This window comes from Actinomadura rifamycini DSM 43936 (genome assembly GCF_000425065.1).
GTDB classification, from domain to species: domain Bacteria; phylum Actinomycetota; class Actinomycetes; order Streptosporangiales; family Streptosporangiaceae; genus Spirillospora; species Spirillospora rifamycini.
Window position 1 is genome coordinate 124,277 of record NZ_KE384300.1, and the last position, 15,901, is coordinate 140,177.

At 74.0% G+C, this 15,901-nt stretch carries 16 protein-coding genes; 9 read left to right on the forward strand and 7 right to left on the reverse strand.

Annotated elements, in window-relative coordinates:
- Window positions 1–12 precede the first annotated feature (12 nt).
- Together H505_RS52195 and modA are read right to left on the reverse strand one after the other, a co-directional pair.
- Window positions 13–567, reverse strand: coding sequence for a M41 family metallopeptidase (locus H505_RS52195; protein WP_026405497.1), 555 nt, complete (start codon window positions 565–567; stop codon window positions 13–15).
- Window positions 568–636: 69 nt separating this feature from the next.
- Window positions 637–1,407, reverse strand: a complete 771-nt coding sequence (gene modA / locus H505_RS0133980; protein ID WP_026405498.1) for a molybdate ABC transporter substrate-binding protein — start codon at window positions 1,405–1,407, stop codon at window positions 637–639.
- Window positions 1,408–1,515: 108 nt separating this feature from the next.
- On the opposite strand from modA, the gene H505_RS0133985 reads away from it, so the two are divergent.
- Both H505_RS0133985 and H505_RS46235 read left to right on the forward strand, forming a co-directional pair.
- Entirely contained in the window at window positions 1,516–2,196 is a 681-nt protein-coding gene (locus H505_RS0133985) for a uracil-DNA glycosylase (protein ID WP_026405499.1), read from the forward strand.
- A 95-nt stretch (window positions 2,197–2,291) separates the two neighbouring features.
- On the forward strand, window positions 2,292–3,374 hold the full coding sequence (locus H505_RS46235) for a hypothetical protein (RefSeq protein ID WP_157433242.1): 1,083 nt from the start codon (window positions 2,292–2,294) through the stop codon (window positions 3,372–3,374).
- On the opposite strand, the gene H505_RS0133995 is transcribed toward H505_RS46235, so the two are convergent.
- From H505_RS0133995 to H505_RS0134010, 4 genes are all read right to left on the reverse strand, one after another.
- Window positions 3,338–4,204, reverse strand: coding sequence for a 1,4-dihydroxy-2-naphthoate polyprenyltransferase (locus H505_RS0133995; protein ID WP_026405500.1), 867 nt, complete (start codon window positions 4,202–4,204; stop codon window positions 3,338–3,340). The genes H505_RS46235 and H505_RS0133995 overlap by 37 nt on opposite strands.
- A gap of 34 nt (window positions 4,205–4,238) precedes the next feature.
- Window positions 4,239–5,930 (reverse strand): MFS transporter, encoded by a 1,692-nt coding sequence (locus H505_RS0134000; RefSeq protein ID WP_245592705.1) that lies wholly within the window; start codon window positions 5,928–5,930, stop codon window positions 4,239–4,241.
- A 65-nt stretch (window positions 5,931–5,995) separates the two neighbouring features.
- Window positions 5,996–6,553 carry a GNAT family N-acetyltransferase gene (locus H505_RS0134005; RefSeq protein WP_026405502.1) on the reverse strand — a complete coding sequence of 186 codons (558 nt, stop codon included), beginning with the start codon at window positions 6,551–6,553 and terminating at the stop codon, window positions 5,996–5,998.
- Window positions 6,554–6,633: 80 nt separating this feature from the next.
- Entirely contained in the window at window positions 6,634–7,218 is a 585-nt protein-coding gene (locus H505_RS0134010; RefSeq protein ID WP_026405503.1) for a CGNR zinc finger domain-containing protein, read from the reverse strand.
- Between the two features lie 109 nt (window positions 7,219–7,327).
- Between H505_RS0134010 and H505_RS0134015 the strand changes: the two genes are divergently transcribed.
- Window positions 7,328–7,648 carry a hypothetical protein gene (locus H505_RS0134015; protein ID WP_026405504.1) on the forward strand — a complete coding sequence of 107 codons (321 nt, stop codon included), beginning with the start codon at window positions 7,328–7,330 and terminating at the stop codon, window positions 7,646–7,648.
- 61 nt (window positions 7,649–7,709) lie between these two features.
- On the forward strand, window positions 7,710–8,087 hold the full coding sequence (locus H505_RS0134020) for a VOC family protein (protein ID WP_034521256.1): 378 nt from the start codon (window positions 7,710–7,712) through the stop codon (window positions 8,085–8,087).
- A 47-nt stretch (window positions 8,088–8,134) separates the two neighbouring features.
- Here the strand turns inward: H505_RS0134020 and H505_RS0134025 are convergent, their stop codons facing one another.
- Complete coding sequence (locus tag H505_RS0134025; protein WP_026405506.1) at window positions 8,135–8,371, reverse strand: hypothetical protein; 237 nt, start codon at window positions 8,369–8,371, stop codon at window positions 8,135–8,137.
- A 198-nt stretch (window positions 8,372–8,569) separates the two neighbouring features.
- Here H505_RS0134025 and H505_RS46240 point away from each other — a divergent pair, with 198 nt between their 5' ends.
- From H505_RS46240 to H505_RS0134050, 5 genes are all read left to right on the forward strand, one after another.
- The gene (locus tag H505_RS46240) at window positions 8,570–9,625 is read left to right on the forward strand and encodes a glycoside hydrolase family 18 protein (RefSeq protein WP_245592706.1); all 1,056 of its coding nucleotides are present in this window, start codon (window positions 8,570–8,572) and stop codon (window positions 9,623–9,625) included.
- Window positions 9,626–9,776: 151 nt separating this feature from the next.
- On the forward strand, window positions 9,777–9,980 hold the full coding sequence (locus tag H505_RS50395) for a hypothetical protein (protein ID WP_026405507.1): 204 nt from the start codon (window positions 9,777–9,779) through the stop codon (window positions 9,978–9,980).
- Window positions 9,981–10,356: 376 nt separating this feature from the next.
- Entirely contained in the window at window positions 10,357–11,295 is a 939-nt protein-coding gene (dapA, locus tag H505_RS0134040) for a 4-hydroxy-tetrahydrodipicolinate synthase (protein ID WP_026405508.1), read from the forward strand.
- The gene (locus H505_RS0134045) at window positions 11,292–12,977 is read left to right on the forward strand and encodes a ribonuclease J (RefSeq protein WP_026405509.1); all 1,686 of its coding nucleotides are present in this window, start codon (window positions 11,292–11,294) and stop codon (window positions 12,975–12,977) included. The genes dapA and H505_RS0134045 overlap by 4 nt, the downstream gene beginning before the upstream one ends.
- A 93-nt stretch (window positions 12,978–13,070) precedes the next feature.
- Window positions 13,071–15,830 (forward strand): FtsK/SpoIIIE family DNA translocase, encoded by a 2,760-nt coding sequence (locus H505_RS0134050; RefSeq protein ID WP_026405510.1) that lies wholly within the window; start codon window positions 13,071–13,073, stop codon window positions 15,828–15,830.
- The last annotated feature ends 71 nt before the right edge of the window (window positions 15,831–15,901 follow it).

The following is a 15,901-nucleotide window of genomic DNA, read 5'->3' on the forward strand; positions in this document are numbered from 1 at the left end:
AGCGCCGCCGGATCATTCGGTGGTGCGGGCGATGCCGGCGGCGGCGTCGCCGTCGGCGGGCAGGACGGACAGGGGGCCCACCGCGGGGGACATGCCCCAGCGGCCGGCCATGCCGCGTGCGATGCGGGTGACCTGTTCGAGGTCGCTTTCGGAGCCGCCGGTGGTGACGACGCCGAAGACGAGCTCCTCGGCGGCCATGCCGCCGAGGGCGCCGATGATGCGGCCGCGCAGGTACCGCTCGTCGTAGGCGTAGCGGTCGTCCTCGGGGGTGGAGAGGGTGACGCCGAGGGCGCGGCCGTGCGGGACGATCGTGATCTTGCGGACGGGGTCGGCGCCGGGCTGCGGCATGCCGAGGAGGCCGTGCCCGGACTCGTGGTAGGACGCGTAGCTGACCGCGAAGACGAGGATCAGCAGCGTCCAGAACAGGTAGGTGTTGCGGCCGGGCCGCCACCGCCGGCCGCCGTCGGGCACGCCTTCGGCGCGCCACGGCTGGTCGGGCGGCGCGGGCCGGTGCGCCTCGTCGCCGCCCGTGCGCGGTGCGTCGGGTGCGGGTCGCTTCTCTCGCACGTGCGGCGGCTCCCTGTGGCGGCACTCACTCGGGACGGGTGTTTTCCCTGGTCAAGTGCGCCGAAACCGCTACTGCGGCGCGTCGGGGACCGGGAATCCGTGCTTGTGGAACAGCGCGCGCGCCGTCGGGCCGGTGAGCCAGGAGACGAACGCGTTCGCGGCGCGTTCCTGCCCGCCGCCCTCGACGACGGCCGCCGGGTAGGACGTCACGACGTTGAGTTTCGCGGGGATCGGGACGCTGCTCGCCGCGACGCCCGCGGACCGCATGTCGGTCACGTAGACGATGCCCGCGTCGGCGTCCCCGGCGCGGACGCGGTCCAGGACGGCGCGCGCGCTGACCTCCACGGTCGTCCACCGGACGGTCAGGCCCGCGTTGCGCAGGAGCCGGGCGGCGTAGCGGCCGGCGGGGACGGACTCGGCGCCGGCGGCGGTCCGCAGCCCGGGGCGGGCGAGGTCGGCGGGGCCGCGGATGCGGCGCGGGTTGCCGGGGGCGACGGCGATGGTCAGGGCGTTGTGCGCGACGGTCCGGCGGCGGCCGCCGAGGTGCGCGTCGGCGGTGTTCATGCTCGCGGTGTCGGCGGTGACGAGGACGTCGGCGGGGGACAGGTCGGACAGCCGCCCCGCCATCTCCAGGGAGCCGCCGAACACGAGGCTGACGTCGACGTCCGGGACGGCGTGCTCGTAGGCGGCCTCCATCTCGCCGAACACCTCGGTGAGGGAGGACGCGGCGTACACGGTGAGGGTCGTGGTCCCGGAGGAGCCGCCGCAGGCCGCGGTGAGGGCGAGCAGGACGAGCGGGACGCACGCGAGGGCGCCGCGCCGTCGGGGGGAGTCCGGCATATGGCCTCATCCTAGAGCCGGTGGGTGTTCGCCCGGCTGATTCCGGTCTGGCGTGTCAGTGCGCGGCGCTAGTGTTTCCGCGTAGGCGATGACCTTGACGGAGGCCCGATGTCCCTCGACCTGATGGAACTGCTGCCCGATGACTGGCGGGCGCGACTCGACCCCCTGCTGGACCCGCTCGCCACCGCGGCGCTGGGCGCGTTCGTCGCGGGCGAGTACGAGGAGCAGACGGTCTACCCTCCGCGCGAGGACCTGTTCACCGCGTTCCGGTGCTGCTCGTTCGAGGACGCCCGGGTGCTGATCCTCGGCCAGGACCCCTACCACGGGCCCGGGCAGGCGCATGGTCTGAGCTTCAGCGTGCGCGAGGGCGTGCGGCTGCCGCCGTCCCTGCGCAACATCTACAAGGAGCTGGCCGCCGATCTGGAGATCCCGGCCGCGGCGTCCGGCGACCTGACCCGCTGGGCCGACCAGGGGGTGCTGCTGCTGAACGCGGTGCTGACGGTCCGCGCGGGCGAGGCCGGGTCGCACGCGGGCAAGGGCTGGGAGGACTTCACCGACGCCGCGATCCGGGCGCTGAACGACAAGTCCGACCGGGTGGTGTTCGTCCTGTGGGGCGCCTACGCCCGCAAGAAGGCGCGGCTGATCACCGGCGCGCACCACACGGTGATCGAGTCGGCGCACCCGAGCCCGCTGAGCGCGAAGAAGTTCTTCGGGACGCGGCCGTTCAGCGCCGTCAACAAGGCCCTGGTGGACGCGGGCCGCAGCGAGATCGACTGGGCGCTGGGCTAGGACGTCCGGAAAGTCCCCCGCGCGAGGGAGGCCGGGCCGCGGTCTCCCCTCGGCGAGGGAGGCGCGGCGGACCCGTTCCGGCGGACGATCGTGGCATGACGGTCACAGCTCATCCGCAAGGACGCCCGGCCGCGCCGGAGGCGCCGGGACGGCTCAGGCTCGCCGTGTGCGCCGCGACGATCGCCGCCTGCGTCCCGTACCTGACGATCAAGCTCGCGTGGCTGTCCGGCAGCACCGTCGGCTGGAACGACGCCGAGGCCGCGCGGGACTCCACGCTGTACGTCGGCAACCTCGTCACGATGGCGATGGACGCGCTCGCGGTCGTCATCGCGCTGGCGTTCACGTTCCGCTGGGGGCTGCGGCTGCCGGCGTGGCTGGTGCTGGCGCCGACGTGGATCGCCGCCGGGCTGCTCGCGCCGATCGCCATCGCGGTGCCCCCGGCGGCCGTCGTCATGGCGTTCGACGCGCCCGCCGCCGAGTCCGGCGACCCGGAGGCGATGCAGGGCTGGGTGTTCGGGGTGGTCTACACCGGCTTCACGGTGCAGGGCATCGGGCTGCTGACGGCTTTCGCGCTGTACGCGCGGGTCCGCTGGGGCGACGTCCTCGCCGCGCGCACACGGGACGTCGCCACGGGGGCCACACACGGGTTGCAGGCGCTCTTGGCGCGGACGGCGCTGGTGTTCGCGGTCGCGTTCGCGGTGCCGAACCTCTACTGGGCGTTCGGCGGGACGGCGGGCCGCCCGGACGGGCCGACCGGCGACATGAACGTCGCGCAGCACATCCTCGCGGGGGCGGGCGCGGTGCTGGCGGTGGCGGGCGCGGGCGCGCTGCTGGCCGTCCTGCGGCGGGCGGAGCGGCCCCGGCGGTTCGTCCGGCCGCTGGCCGTGGCGTGGACCGGCTCGGCCGCGACGTTCGCGTGGCCGCTGTACACGCTCGTCATCGTGCTGGTGCAGCCGGGCGAGATGGGGCACGACATGGCGGCGGCGACGAACCTGACCTCGCTCGCGGGGATGTTCGCCGGGCTGCTCACGGGCCTCGCGGGCGCCGCCCTGCTGGCCGAGCACGCCGCCGCGGGCCGTCCGGGCCGGACCGGCCTCCCGGCGGGCCGCGTGGCCGCCCCTCCGGCCGTCCGTCCGGCGGGCTACAGGGCCAGGCCGACCGCCAGCAGCACCCCGTAGGCGATCTGCAGCCGGCCGGTCTCGCCCAGCACCGGGATGAGGGCGGGGCCGGCCGCGCCGTTCATCACCTTCTGCGTCGGCGGGACCGACAGCGGCGCGGCGAGCAGCGCGATCAGCGCCCACGGGTGCGGGGCGGCGAGCGCCAGCACCACCATGAACGGCAGCGCGGTGCAGGCGGCGTACAGGATCCGCGTCCACGGGCCGCCGAGGACGACCGCGAGGGTGCGCTTGCCGGACTCCCGGTCGGTCGGGATGTCGCGCAGGTTGTTGGCGACCAGCAGGCCGCAGGCGAGCAGCCCGACCGGCACCGCCGCGACCCACCCCTCCCACGGCAGCGCCTCGACCTGGACGTACACCGTCCCGACGACGGCGACGAGGCCGAAGAACACGAACACCGACACCTCGCCGAGCGCCCGGTACCCGTAGGGCGTCTTGCCGCCGGTGTAGAACCAGGCCGCCAGGATCGCGACGGCGCCGACCAGCAGCAGCCACCAGGTCGTCACGGCCGCGAGCACCAGCCCCGCCGCGGCGGCGAGCAGGAAGCAGCCGAGCGCCGCGGCCAGGACCTGCTTCGGCGGCGCGGCCTTCGAGCCGACCAGCCGCATCGGGCCGACCCGGTCCTCGTCGGTGCCGCGGACGCCGTCGCTGTAGTCGTTGGAGTAGTTCACGCCGACCTGGAGCGCGAGCGCGACGAACGCCGCGAGGAGCGCGCGCCACCAGACGGCCTGGCCCTCGCCGACCGCGACGCCGGTGCCGACGACGACGGGGACGAGGGACGCGGGCAGAGTGCGGGGCCGCGAACCGGCGACCCATTGGGAGAGCGTGGCCACAGTTACCGCTTGTTCTCGTCGACGACAGGGGGACTCAGGAGTTCGATTCTTCCCGATGCCGGGCGGGGCCGGGACGCAGCCGCAGCGACAGGGCCAGCCCGAGCGCCAGGATCCCCGCGGTGACCAGCGCACCGTTGCGGGTGGCGGTGGCGAGGCTGGCGTCGGCGGCGCGCGCGGCGGCGTCCATGCCGGACGTCTCGTGCAGCTCGCGCGCGTACGTCCCGGCGCTCTCCCGGAGGTCGGCGACGATCGCGTCGCGCGCGGCCGCGGGCGTCCCGGACGCCGCCAGCTCGTCGTCCATCGCGTGGCCGAGACTCGTCGCGAACACGGTCCCGATCACCGCGATGCCGAGCGCGGCGCCGACCTGCCGGGCGGTGGACTGGGTGCCGGACGCCTGCCCGGACCGCGCCGCCGGGACGTCCGCGAGCGACACGTTCGTGAGCTGCGCCGAGGTGAGCCCGAGGCCCAGCCCGTACAGCAGCATCCAGGGCGCGAGCCCGAGCCCGCCGGTGGTCGCGGAGACGGTGAGCGCGAGGCCGAGGACGGCGGCGACCTCCGTCGCCATGCCGACCTGCACGACCCGGTGCGGCCCCCGCTTGTTGGCGAGGCGGCCCGCGTACCCGCCGGTGAGGAACGCGCCGACGGCCAGCGGCAGGATCGCGACGCTGATCTGCAGCGGGTTCGTGCCGTGCACGCCCAGCAGGAACAGCGGCAGGACGAACAGGAGGCCGAGCTCGCCCACGTTGATGAGCGACGACGCGAGGTTGCCGTGCCGGAAGTTCGGGATGCGGAACAGGTCCAGGTCGAGCATGACGGGGCGCCCGGCGGCGGCGCGAGAGCGTTCCAGCACGACGAGCGCGGCCAGCAGCACGATGCCCAGCCCGAGGACGACCGGGACGGGGGACAGGCCGGTGTCCGGCCAGTCGAACCCGGCCATCGAGAACGGCCGGGTGATGCTCCACCAGCCGTAGGTCTGGCCCTCGATCAGCCCGCAGACGAGCGCGCCGAGCGCGAGCGCGGACAGCGCCCCGCCCGCCCAGTCGATCTCCCGCAGCGCGCTTCCCCGGCGCGGCGCGGCGGGGCGCTGCCGGGTCTCCGGCATGAGCAGCAGCGCGCCCGCGATGAGCGCGACGCCGAGCGGCAGGTTGATCCCGAACGCCCAGCGCCAGCCGCCGCCGGCCGCGACCGCGCCGCCGAGCAGCGGCCCGAGCGCCGCCATCCCGCTGATCAGCGAGCCCCAGATGCCGAACGCGACCGCGCGGTCCCGGCCGGTGAACACCGCGTTCACGGTGGACAGCGTCGCGGGCATGACCATGGACGCGCCGACGCCCTGCAGGGCGCGGGCGCCGATCAGCGCCGACCCGTCCGCCGCGAGGGCCGCGCCGACGCTGGCGACCGCGAACACGCCGACGCCGATCACGAACATCCGGCGGCGTCCGAACAGGTCGCCCGCGCGGCCGAACGGGATCAGCAGCGCCGCGAACACCAGCGAGTACACGGACGTCACCCATTCGGCGTCCGTCGTGGTCAGCCCGAGCCCTCCGACGATGTTCGGGAGCAGCACGCCGACGATCGTGGCGTCCACGACGATCAGCGAGACGCCGAGGCTCATCACCACCATGCCGAGCCATCGGCGGTGGTCGGCGGGCCGCTCCGGGGAGCCGGTGACCGGTTCGGCGACCCGCGCGGAGGCATGCGGCGGCGTCATGGAGGTGGACTTGGGCACGACCTCCAAGATATGGCCGCGGCGCCGGTGGCCGTCACCGACCCCTCCGGAACGGCGCATCGGCCTCAGGCTTCGCCGGTGATGTCGGTGTGCAGCCGGACCTGCCGCACCGGCTCGCCCATGTCGAGCGTCCGGGCCGTCCCGTCCGGCGCCCAGCCCGCCGATTCCAGGAACGCCCGCGTCACGCCGTCGGCCTCGAACGTCCAGGTGAGGAGGGTGGTGACGCCGTCCTCGCGCAGCGTGTCGACGGTGGCGGCGAGCAGCCGGCTGCCGTGCCCGGCGCGGCCGTGCAGGGGGTCGACGAGCAACGCGACCAGCTCGGCGGCCGTGCCGGGGTCGTGGTCGGCCTCCTCGGCGGGGCCGTGCGCGGCGAACCCGACGACCAGGTCGGAGGCGACCGCGACGAGCAGCCGGTGCCGCGGCGACGGCGGCGCCGTCACGGCGTCCGCCCACCGCTCCCGCCACGCGTCCCGGGCCTCCGGGGAGGTCACCCGAGCGAGGGCCGCGGCGGGCAGCAGGTCGCGGTACGCCTGCCGCCAGGTCCGCACCTGGACGTCGGCGACGGCGGCGGCGTCGGCGCGGCGGGCGGGCCGCACGCCGACATCGGGCCCGTTGGCAGCCATGGTGCGCTGTGTCCTCTCCTCGGGAAGATCAAGGCCCACCCTAGAGCGGTCCGGGCGTGCGCGGCGCCGGGCGCGGGCGCTCAGCCGTCGGCGGGCCGGTCGCCCGCGGAGGCGCGGCGGCGGGCGCGGTAGGCGCGGGTCTTGGTCCGGTTGCCGCAGGTGCTCATGTTGCACCAGGCCCGCGAGCGGTTCTTGGAGGTGTCGAGGAACGCCCAGAGGCAGGTGTCCTCGTGGCAGACCTTGAGGCGCGGCCAGGTGCCGTCGGCGGACGCGTCGGCGACCGCCGCGGCGATCCGCGCGAGCCCGGCGGCGGCCGTCCCGGGGTCGGCGGCGGGGCGCAGCGCGGGGTGCGGGCCCGCGGCCAGCGTGACGCGCAGCGGCAGCGCGCCGAGCGCGTCCTCCAGGTCGGCGGGGAGATCGGGCGCGTCGGCCGCGGCGGCGCGGCCGTGGTTGCCGAGCATGGCCGCGCGCAGGCCCTCGCGCAGGCCGAGGGCGGTGCGCAGGTCGCCGTCCGACGCCGCCGTGCCCGCCGGGACGAGCCCGCGCCCCGCGAGCCAGCCGGCGAGGTCGCCGGGCCGCGCGAGGCCCTCGGTGCCCGCGTCGATGTTGAGCGTGTTGACGAAGTCCCGCAGCAGCAGTGCGGGATCCGCGTGCGCGTCGGCCATGGCCCCTCCCGCCGTTCATTGAACACCCTATCCGATGCGACACCGCCTATCCCGGATGGCCGGTTGCGTTCCCCCGACACCGGCGTTACGGTTTAGGTGGTGTCAACGGATGGAGGACGCGATGAAGGCGCTGATCGACCTGGCGGGCCCGGCCGCGCGTGGCGGGTGGGCCCGGCGGGAACACGCACGGTTGCAGGCGGACATCGTCGAGGCCCGGCTCGCCGCGCGCGCCGCCTCCGGCGACGGCCCGGCCGCGCGGGCCCTGCGCTGGCTCGCCGAAGGGGTGTCCGGACGGCTCGGCGCGGCGGGGCGGCCCGCGCTCCCGGCCCGGCTCGCGCGCCGCGGGCGCCGGGCGCGTCCCGTCCGTCCGGCGCACGCCGCGGCCCCCGTCTGCCGCCGGGCCGCCGCGCGCTCGTTCCACGCCGCCTGACCGGCGGACGTACAGCAGCAGTCGAACCAACAGCAGTCACACGAACAGCAGGAGGAACCCGATGACCGGACACGCGACCGGAGACGCGACCCCGAAGGTGGGCAACCTCGTCTTCGACTGCACGGACCTGGACGCCATGGCGGCGTTCTGGGGCGCCCTGCTCGGCATGAAGGAGACCTCCCGCGACGAGGACTGGCGCGACCTCGAACCGCTCGGCGGGCGCGGACCGGTGCTGTCGTTCCAGCTCGTCCCCGAGCGCAAGACGATCAAGAACCGGATCCACCTCGACCTGGAGGTCCCCGACATCCGCGCGGCGGGGGAGCGGGCCCGCGGCCTCGGCGCGACCCCGGCGGGCGAGCCGATGGGGAACCCCGAGTCGCCCTTCCGGGTCTGGTACGACCCGGAAGGCAACGAGTTCTGCTTCGTGACCGCCCCTTGACGGACCCGCCCTGACGGACCCGCCGCCGCGCTCGGCCGCCGGTGCGCTCAGTCCTTGACGATCTGCGCGAGCAGCGTCACGACGCCCACCCCGACGCCGATGGGGATGGCCGCTTCGGGGGCGGCGGCGCAGATGCCCGCGGCGACCAGGGCGATCAGGATGATCAGCAGCGCCCGGGTGGTGATCAGCGGACCGGGGGCGGCGGGGCCGGGCCGCTCCGGCGCGGGCAGGTCCGCCCGCTGCCGTTCGTCGACGATGGCCCGCCTGTCGGATCTCGCTCGCATGTCGGCTCGACCTCCATCCCCCGCGTCGGGTGTGGTCACCGGATGATTCCCCGATGGTGAACCGTTCTCGCGTCCGAGCCGGATCGCGGGCCGAACCGTGATCGATTCATGGACCGGAGCCGCCCCTTCCATGGCGATCGACCGCTCCCCGGGCGGGCGGATGCCCGGCACGTCCTGATCGTCCGGGATCATTGCGGGATGACAGGGACCGTTGGGAAACGCCGGTGGCGGCGCGTGCTGCGCGGCGCGTGCTGGGCGGCGGCCTTCGTGCTCGGCCTGGGCCTCCTCGCGCCGGTCGCGGCGTGGGCCTGGTGGCAGCCCGAGCCGAAGGCGCGGGGGACCGGCACCAATGCGCTGTGGGCGCGGCACCAGTGGGTGGGCGAACCGCACACGGACGCCGAGTACCGCGCCTTCGCGGACTTGCTGAAGGCCAACCGCATCACGGACGTGTACTTCCACGCGGGGCCGTTCGAAGCGGACGGCACGGTCCCGCCCGGCAAGTACCGGCACGCGGGCGCGCTGACGGCGGCGATGGAGAGGTACGCGCCGGACGTGCGGACCCAGGCGTACCTCGGGCAGATCCGCGTCGTCGAGGGCGAAGGGGTCATCGAGATCGACGACCCGGACGTCCGCGCCGAGATCCTGCGCACCGACGAGATCTTCCTCGACCTCGGGTTCGACGGCATCCACTACGACCTCGAGCCGATCTACCCCGACGACCGGGCGTTCCTCGACCTGCTCGACGCGACCCGCGCGCTCACCCGCGAGCGGAACGCGCTGCTCTCGGTCGCACTGGAGCAGCCGACCCTGGCCGACGCCGCCCAGCCCGTGTACGACGCCCTGCTCCCGCGGCAGGGCGCTTTCCGCCACCCCGCCCGGCCCACCGAGGACTTCCTGCGCGCCGTCGCCGGCAAGGCCGACCAGGTCGCGATCATGACCTACGACGTGGCGCTGCCGACCGAGTCGCTCGCGGGCTGGCACTTCGCCCGGCACACCCGCGCCGTGCTCGAGCTCATCGGCGACCGGACGACCGTGTTCATCGGCGTCCCCACCTACCGGCCGCCCATGATGCCGTGGGCCGAGGACCTCGAGGTCGCGCTGCGGGGCGTCCGGCGCGGCATCGACCTGCTCGACCGGCCGCCGAAACGTCCGTACGGCGTCGGGATCTACGCCGCATGGACCACGAGCGCGGACGAATGGGAGCTGTATCGCGCGAATTGGCTGCCGCCGGAGACAGGGAAAGCCAGCGGCTGAGAAACCCCTCCCGCGACGTACCGAAACCCCGGTTTCCCCAGGTAGAAAGGGGCGGGTACGCGCGCCCCGCCGGGGTACGCCCCGATGCGGCGCGACCGGCCCGAGCGGCGGGCCGGACGTCGGACGGCACGAGGAAGTGGGGACGAGGCCGATGGGCATTCAGCAGACCGCGCGGCACGACGGCGACCGCCTCGGCGAGCTGTCGGCGGAGTTCACCGGGTGGCGGATCGGGCGGGGCGGCTCCGGGCACTGGTGGGCCGTCCGGGGCAACGACCTCGTCCGCACCCCGGACGTCGAGGAGCTGCGCGTCCGCCTGCGGGAGTTCGCGACCGTCCGGCCGGCGGCCGACGCCTGACGGACGCGCCGCCGGGCCCCGGCCGGCCCGGCACCGGAGAGGCGCCGGCGCGGCCCGGCGCGGCCCGGCGCGGCTCCGGCCGCGGGCGCCGCCGTGGGCGCTGCCCTGGGCCGATGTCGGCTATGGGCGCGTTATGCAACCGAGTCCGGAGAGTGGCCGGACCGACCCCGCAGCGAGGCTTTCGCGTGCCACGATGTCGACGGAGCCGCTGCCACGCGTACCCCCGAGCGCGTGGCAGCGGCTTCTCCGGCCTCGCGTGCGCGCCGCGCGGCGGGGGCCGTCCCGGCGCTCCCGCCAAAGGGGCAATCCGGGAGGGTTCGCCCTGACGTCGACCTGCGGGTCCAAGGGGAACGGCCGGAGCGGTACCGTTCGTACCATGGCACCCAGCACATCCACCGACGCTCCGTTCGGACGGATGCTGACCGCGATGGTCACCCCGTTCCTGCCGGACGGCGGCGTCGACTACGACGGCGCCGCGCGCCTCGCGACCCACCTGGTCGACGAGCGGCGCCACGACGGCCTGGTCGTCAACGGGACGACCGGCGAGTCGCCGACGACGAGCGACGACGAGAAGCAGAAACTGCTGCGCGCCGTCATCGAGGCGGTCGGCGACCGCGCGGTGATCATCGGCGGCGCTGGGACGAACCACACCGAGCACACCCTGCAACTCGCACGGCAGGCCGAGGCCGCCGGCGCGCACGGGCTCCTCGTGGTCACGCCTTACTACAACAAGCCCCCGCAGGAGGGCCTCGTCCGCCACTTCACGGCGGTCGCCGACGCGACGGGCCTGCCGTGCATGCTGTACGACATCCCCGGCCGCGCCGGAGTGCCGATCCAGAACGACACGCTGGTGCAGCTCGCCGAGCACCCGCGGATCATCGCCGTCAAGGACGCCAAGGGCGACCTGTTCGGCGCGTCCCGGGTGATGGCCGAGACCGACCTGGTCTGGTACTCCGGAGACGACATCCTCAACCTGCCGTGGCTGTCGGTCGGCGCCGCCGGATTCGTCAGCGTGGTCGGCCACGTCGTGGGTACCGAACTGCATGAGATGATCGACGCCCATCTCGCCGGCGACCACGAGCGCGCGCTGGAGATCCACCGGCGGCTGCTGCCCGTCGTCGCCGCCATCATGACCCGTACGCAGGGCGCCATCGCCGTCAAGGCGGCGCTGAACCTGCTCGGCCTCCCCGGAGGCGGCCCGCTCCGCGCTCCGCTCGTCGAGGCCGCGCCGGAGTTCGTGGCGCAACTGCAGGAAGACCTTGCAAACGGAGGAGTCAAAGTGTCCGAGGTTGCCATTCCGGAGGTCGCCCGGTGAGTCATCCTCACCCGGAGCTCTCGGAACCGCCCGCGCCGCCCGAGCACGCCCTGCGCATCGTCGCGCTGGGCGGCCTTGGGGAGATCGGCCGCAACATGACGGTCTTCGAGTACGGCGGGCGCCTGCTCGTCGTCGACTGCGGCGTGCTGTTCCCCGAGACCGAGCAGCCGGGGATCGACCTGATCCTGCCCGACTTCGAATACATCCGGGACCGCCTGGACGACATCGAGGCGATCGTGCTCACGCACGGCCACGAGGACCACATCGGCGCCGTCCCGTACCTGCTGCGCGAACGCCGCGACATCCCCGTGATCGGGTCGCGGCTGACGATGGCGCTGCTGGAGGCCAAGCTCGCCGAGCACCGCATCAAACCGGTCGTCGACGTCGTCGCGGAGAGCGAGCGGCGCACGCTGGGACCGTTCGAATGCGAGTTCCTGGCGGTCAACCATTCGATTCCGGACGCCCTCGCCGTCGCCGTGCGCACCCCCGCCGGGCTCGTCCTGCACACCGGCGACTTCAAGATGGACCAGCTCCCGCTGGACGGCCGGCTCACCGACCTGCCCGGGTTCGCGCGGCTCGGCGCCGAGGGCGTCGACCTCCTGCTGTCGGACTCCACCAACGCCGAGGTCCCCGGGTTCGTCACCAGCGAGCGCAACATCGGCCCGGTCGTCGACGAGGTGTTCCGCACCGCCGAGGGCCGGCTGATCGTCGCGTGCTTCGCCTCGCACGTCCACCGCGTGCAGCAGGTGCTGGACGCCGCCGTCGCCAACGGCCGCCGGGTGTGCTTCGTCGGGCGTTCGATGGTGCGCAACATGGGCGTCGCGCGCGAGCTCGGCTACCTGGACGTCCCCGAGGGGATCATGGTCGAGCAGAAGCAGCTCGACGACGTCCCGCCCGACAACCTGGTGCTGGTGTGCACCGGTTCGCAGGGCGAGCCGATGTCGGCGCTGTCGCGGATGGCGAACCGCGACCACCAGATCCGCATCACCGACCGCGACACCGTGGTGCTGGCGTCGTCCCTCATCCCCGGCAACGAGAACGCCGTCAACCGCGTCATCAACGGCCTCACCCGCTGGGGGGCGCGCGTCGTCCACAAGGGCAACGCGCTGGTGCACGTGTCCGGGCACGCCCCGGCCGGCGAGCTGCTGTACGTCCTGAACGTGACGAAGCCGGGCAACTTCATGCCGATCCACGGCGAGTGGCGGCACCTGCGCGCCCACGCGAAGCTCGCGATGCTCACCGGCGTCCCGGAGGACAACGTCGTCATCGCCGAGGACGGCGTCGTCGTCGACCTCGTCGACGGCAACGCGAAGATCGTGGGCGCCGTCCCGGCCGGGTACGTGTACGTGGACGGGCTGTCGGTCGGCGAGGTCACCGAGACGTCCCTGAAAGACCGCCGGATCCTCGGCGAGGAGGGGTTCGTCTCCATCGTCGTCGGCATCGACTCCACCTCCGGCAAGGTGGTGGCCGGGCCCGAGATCCACGCGCGCGGCGCCGGGATCGTCAACGAGGACTTCGAGGACGTCATCGAACGGCTCGAGAGCGTGCTCGCCGACGCGGCCGGGGACGGGGTCAACGACCTGCACCAGCTCAACCAGCTCGTCCGCCGCACCGTCGGCAAGTGGGTGAGCGACAAGTACCGCCGCCGCCCGATGATCATCCCGGTGGTCGTCGAGGTGTAGGCCGCGCGGGCGTGTCGCGGGCCTCACCCGGTCCCGCGACACGCCCGGCCGCCGTCCCGGGACGTGCGGGGATGCTTGGTTACTCTCGTAACCATGGCCACACGTGCGTCCGGAGGGGCGAAGAGCTCCTCCCGCGCCGGGGGCAGCGCGGCTCGTCGACCCGCTGGGTCGTCCCCCCGGAAGCGACCGAGCGGCAACAGCGGAAACGGCGGAAACGGCAGGGGCGGAGGCAAGGCGGCGGCGAAGGGCAAGGGCGGCGCCAAGGGCGGCCGGCCCCCGAAGCCCGATCCGATCCCGATGGCGTTCCTCGGCTTCTTCAAGCTGCTGTTCAAGCTCTGGCAGCTCGCGGCCGTCACCGTGGGCTCGGTGTTCCGCGCGTACGGGCACGGCGCCCGCAACCTCGACCCCGAGCACCGCCGCGACGGGCTCGGCCTCGCGCTGCTCGGCTCCGCGATCGTGGTCGCCTCGGTGACCTGGTTCAAGCCGGACGGCGTCGTCACCGTCGCGCTCGAGCAGGTGATCCGCGGCGGGCTCGGCATCATCGCGATGGGCCTGCCCGTCCTGCTGGGCCTCCTCGCGTGGCGGACGCTGCGCCACCCCGAGCACCACGAGGACACCGGCCGCATCGTCATCGGCGTCACCGCCCTCGGCGCCGGCGTCCTCGGCATCCTGCACCTGGCGGGCGGCGTCCCGTCCCCGGCCGACGACATGGCGGCCGTCCGGGAGGCGGGCGGCGTGCTCGGCTGGCTCGTCTCCGCACCGCTCGACACCGCGCTCAGCGGCTGGGTCGCCGTCCCGCTGCTGCTGCTCCTGTCCGGGTTCGGGCTGCTCGTCGTCACCGCCACCCCGATCAACAAGGTCCCCGAGCGCCTCGCCGAGCTGTGGTCGGTCGCCACGCTCCAGGGGCGCCCGGAGCCGGCGCCCGCCGGCGCCGCCGAGGACGCGGCGGAGGAGGACGCGCCGGCGCCGCGCCGCCGCAAGGGCCGCAAGAACCGCAAGGACGGCGGCGACGCGGAGGACGGGGAGCTGGAGGTCGGCGAGCACTCGCGCCCCTACGACACGCCGCTGCTGGAGGACGCCGCCGTGCCCGGCGGGTCCGGGAAAAAGGGCGCCGCGCGGCGCCGCGACCTCGCCGACGACCTGTTCGACCCCGACCCGTTCGGCGCCGACGTCCCGCCGCCCGCACCGCCCGGCGACGACGCCCCGCACCCGTTCGATCCCGCCGGCGGCCTCCCGGACGCCCCGGAACCGGACGTCCTCGACGACGTCCTCGGGCACGACGCCCCGGAGCACGACGCGTCCGAGGACGCGGCGCCCGAACGCGAGGCGCCCGACCCGACCCCGGCGCCGCGCGGCTCCGAGCAGCTTCCGCTGTCGTCGTCCGGCGAGATCTACGTCCTGCCGGACCCGTCGGCCCTGCGGCCCGGCAGCGCGGCCAAGCCGCGCACCAAGGCCAACGACGCCGTCGTGAACGCGCTCACCGGGGTGCTCGAGCAGTTCGACATCGACGCGCAGGTCACCGGGTTCACCCGCGGCCCGACGATCACCCGGTACGAGATCGAGCTGGGTCCGGCGGTGAAGGTCGAGAAGGTCACCGCGCTGACGAAGAACATCGCGTACGCGGTCAAGAGCGCCGATGTGCGGATCATCTCCCCGATTCCCGGCAAGTCGGCGATCGGGGTGGAGATCCCCAACACCGACAAGGACATCGTCAGCCTCGGCGACGTGCTGCGCGCCCCCGCCGCGACGAACGAGCACCACCCGATGGTCGTCGGGCTGGGCCGCGACATCGACGGGACGCCGCTGCTGTGCGACCTGACCGCGATGCCGCACCTGCTGGTCGGCGGCGCGACCGGCGCCGGCAAGTCGACCTGCATCAACGGGCTCATCACCTCGGTCCTGATGCGGGCGACGCCCGACGAGGTCCGCATGATCCTCGTCGACCCCAAGCGGGTCGAGCTGACGATGTACCAGGGCATCCCGCACCTGATCACCCCGATCATCACGAACCCGAAGAAGGCCGCCGAGGCCCTCGAATGGGTCGTGGGGGAGATGGACCGCCGCTACGACGACCTGGCCGCGTCCGGGTACCGGCACATCGACGACTTCAACAAGGCCGTGAAGGCGGGCAAGCTGGTGCCGCCGCCCGGCAGCGAGCGCGTCTACACCCCGTACCCGTACATGCTGGTGATCGTCGACGAGCTGGCCGACCTGATGATGGTCGCGCCCCGCGACGTCGAGGACTCGGTCGTCCGCATCACCCAGCTCGCCCGCGCCGCCGGCATCCACCTCGTGCTGGCGACGCAGCGCCCGTCCGTCGACGTCGTCACGGGCCTCATCAAGGCGAACGTCCCGTCCCGGCTGGCGTTCGCGACGTCGTCGCTGTCGGACAGCCGCGTCATCCTCGACCAGCCCGGCGCGGAGAAGCTGGTCGGGCAGGGCGACGCGCTGTTCCTGCCGATGGGCGCCAGCAAGCCCATGCGGCTCCAGAACGCCTACGTCTCCGAGAAGGAGATCACCACCGTCGTCGGCCACTGCAAGGGCCAGATGGAGGCGTCCTACCGCGACGACGTCGGCGACGCCGCCAAGCCCAAGAAGGAGATCGACGAGGAGATCGGCGACGACATGGACCTGCTCGTCCAGGCGATCGAGCTCGTCGTGTCGACCCAGTTCGGCTCCACGTCGATGCTCCAGCGCAAGCTGCGCGTCGGGTTCGCGAAGGCGGGCCGCCTGATGGACCTCATGGAAAGCCGCGACATCGTCGGTCCCAGCGAAGGGTCGAAAGCACGCGACGTCCTCACGAAACCGGACGATCTGCCCGGAGTGCTCGCGGAACTGCGGGGCGGCGGCTGATCAGCGCGGACGCGCGGTACGGCGGCGGGCGACGGACGATCATGACGGAATGATGCGAAATCTTGCCCACT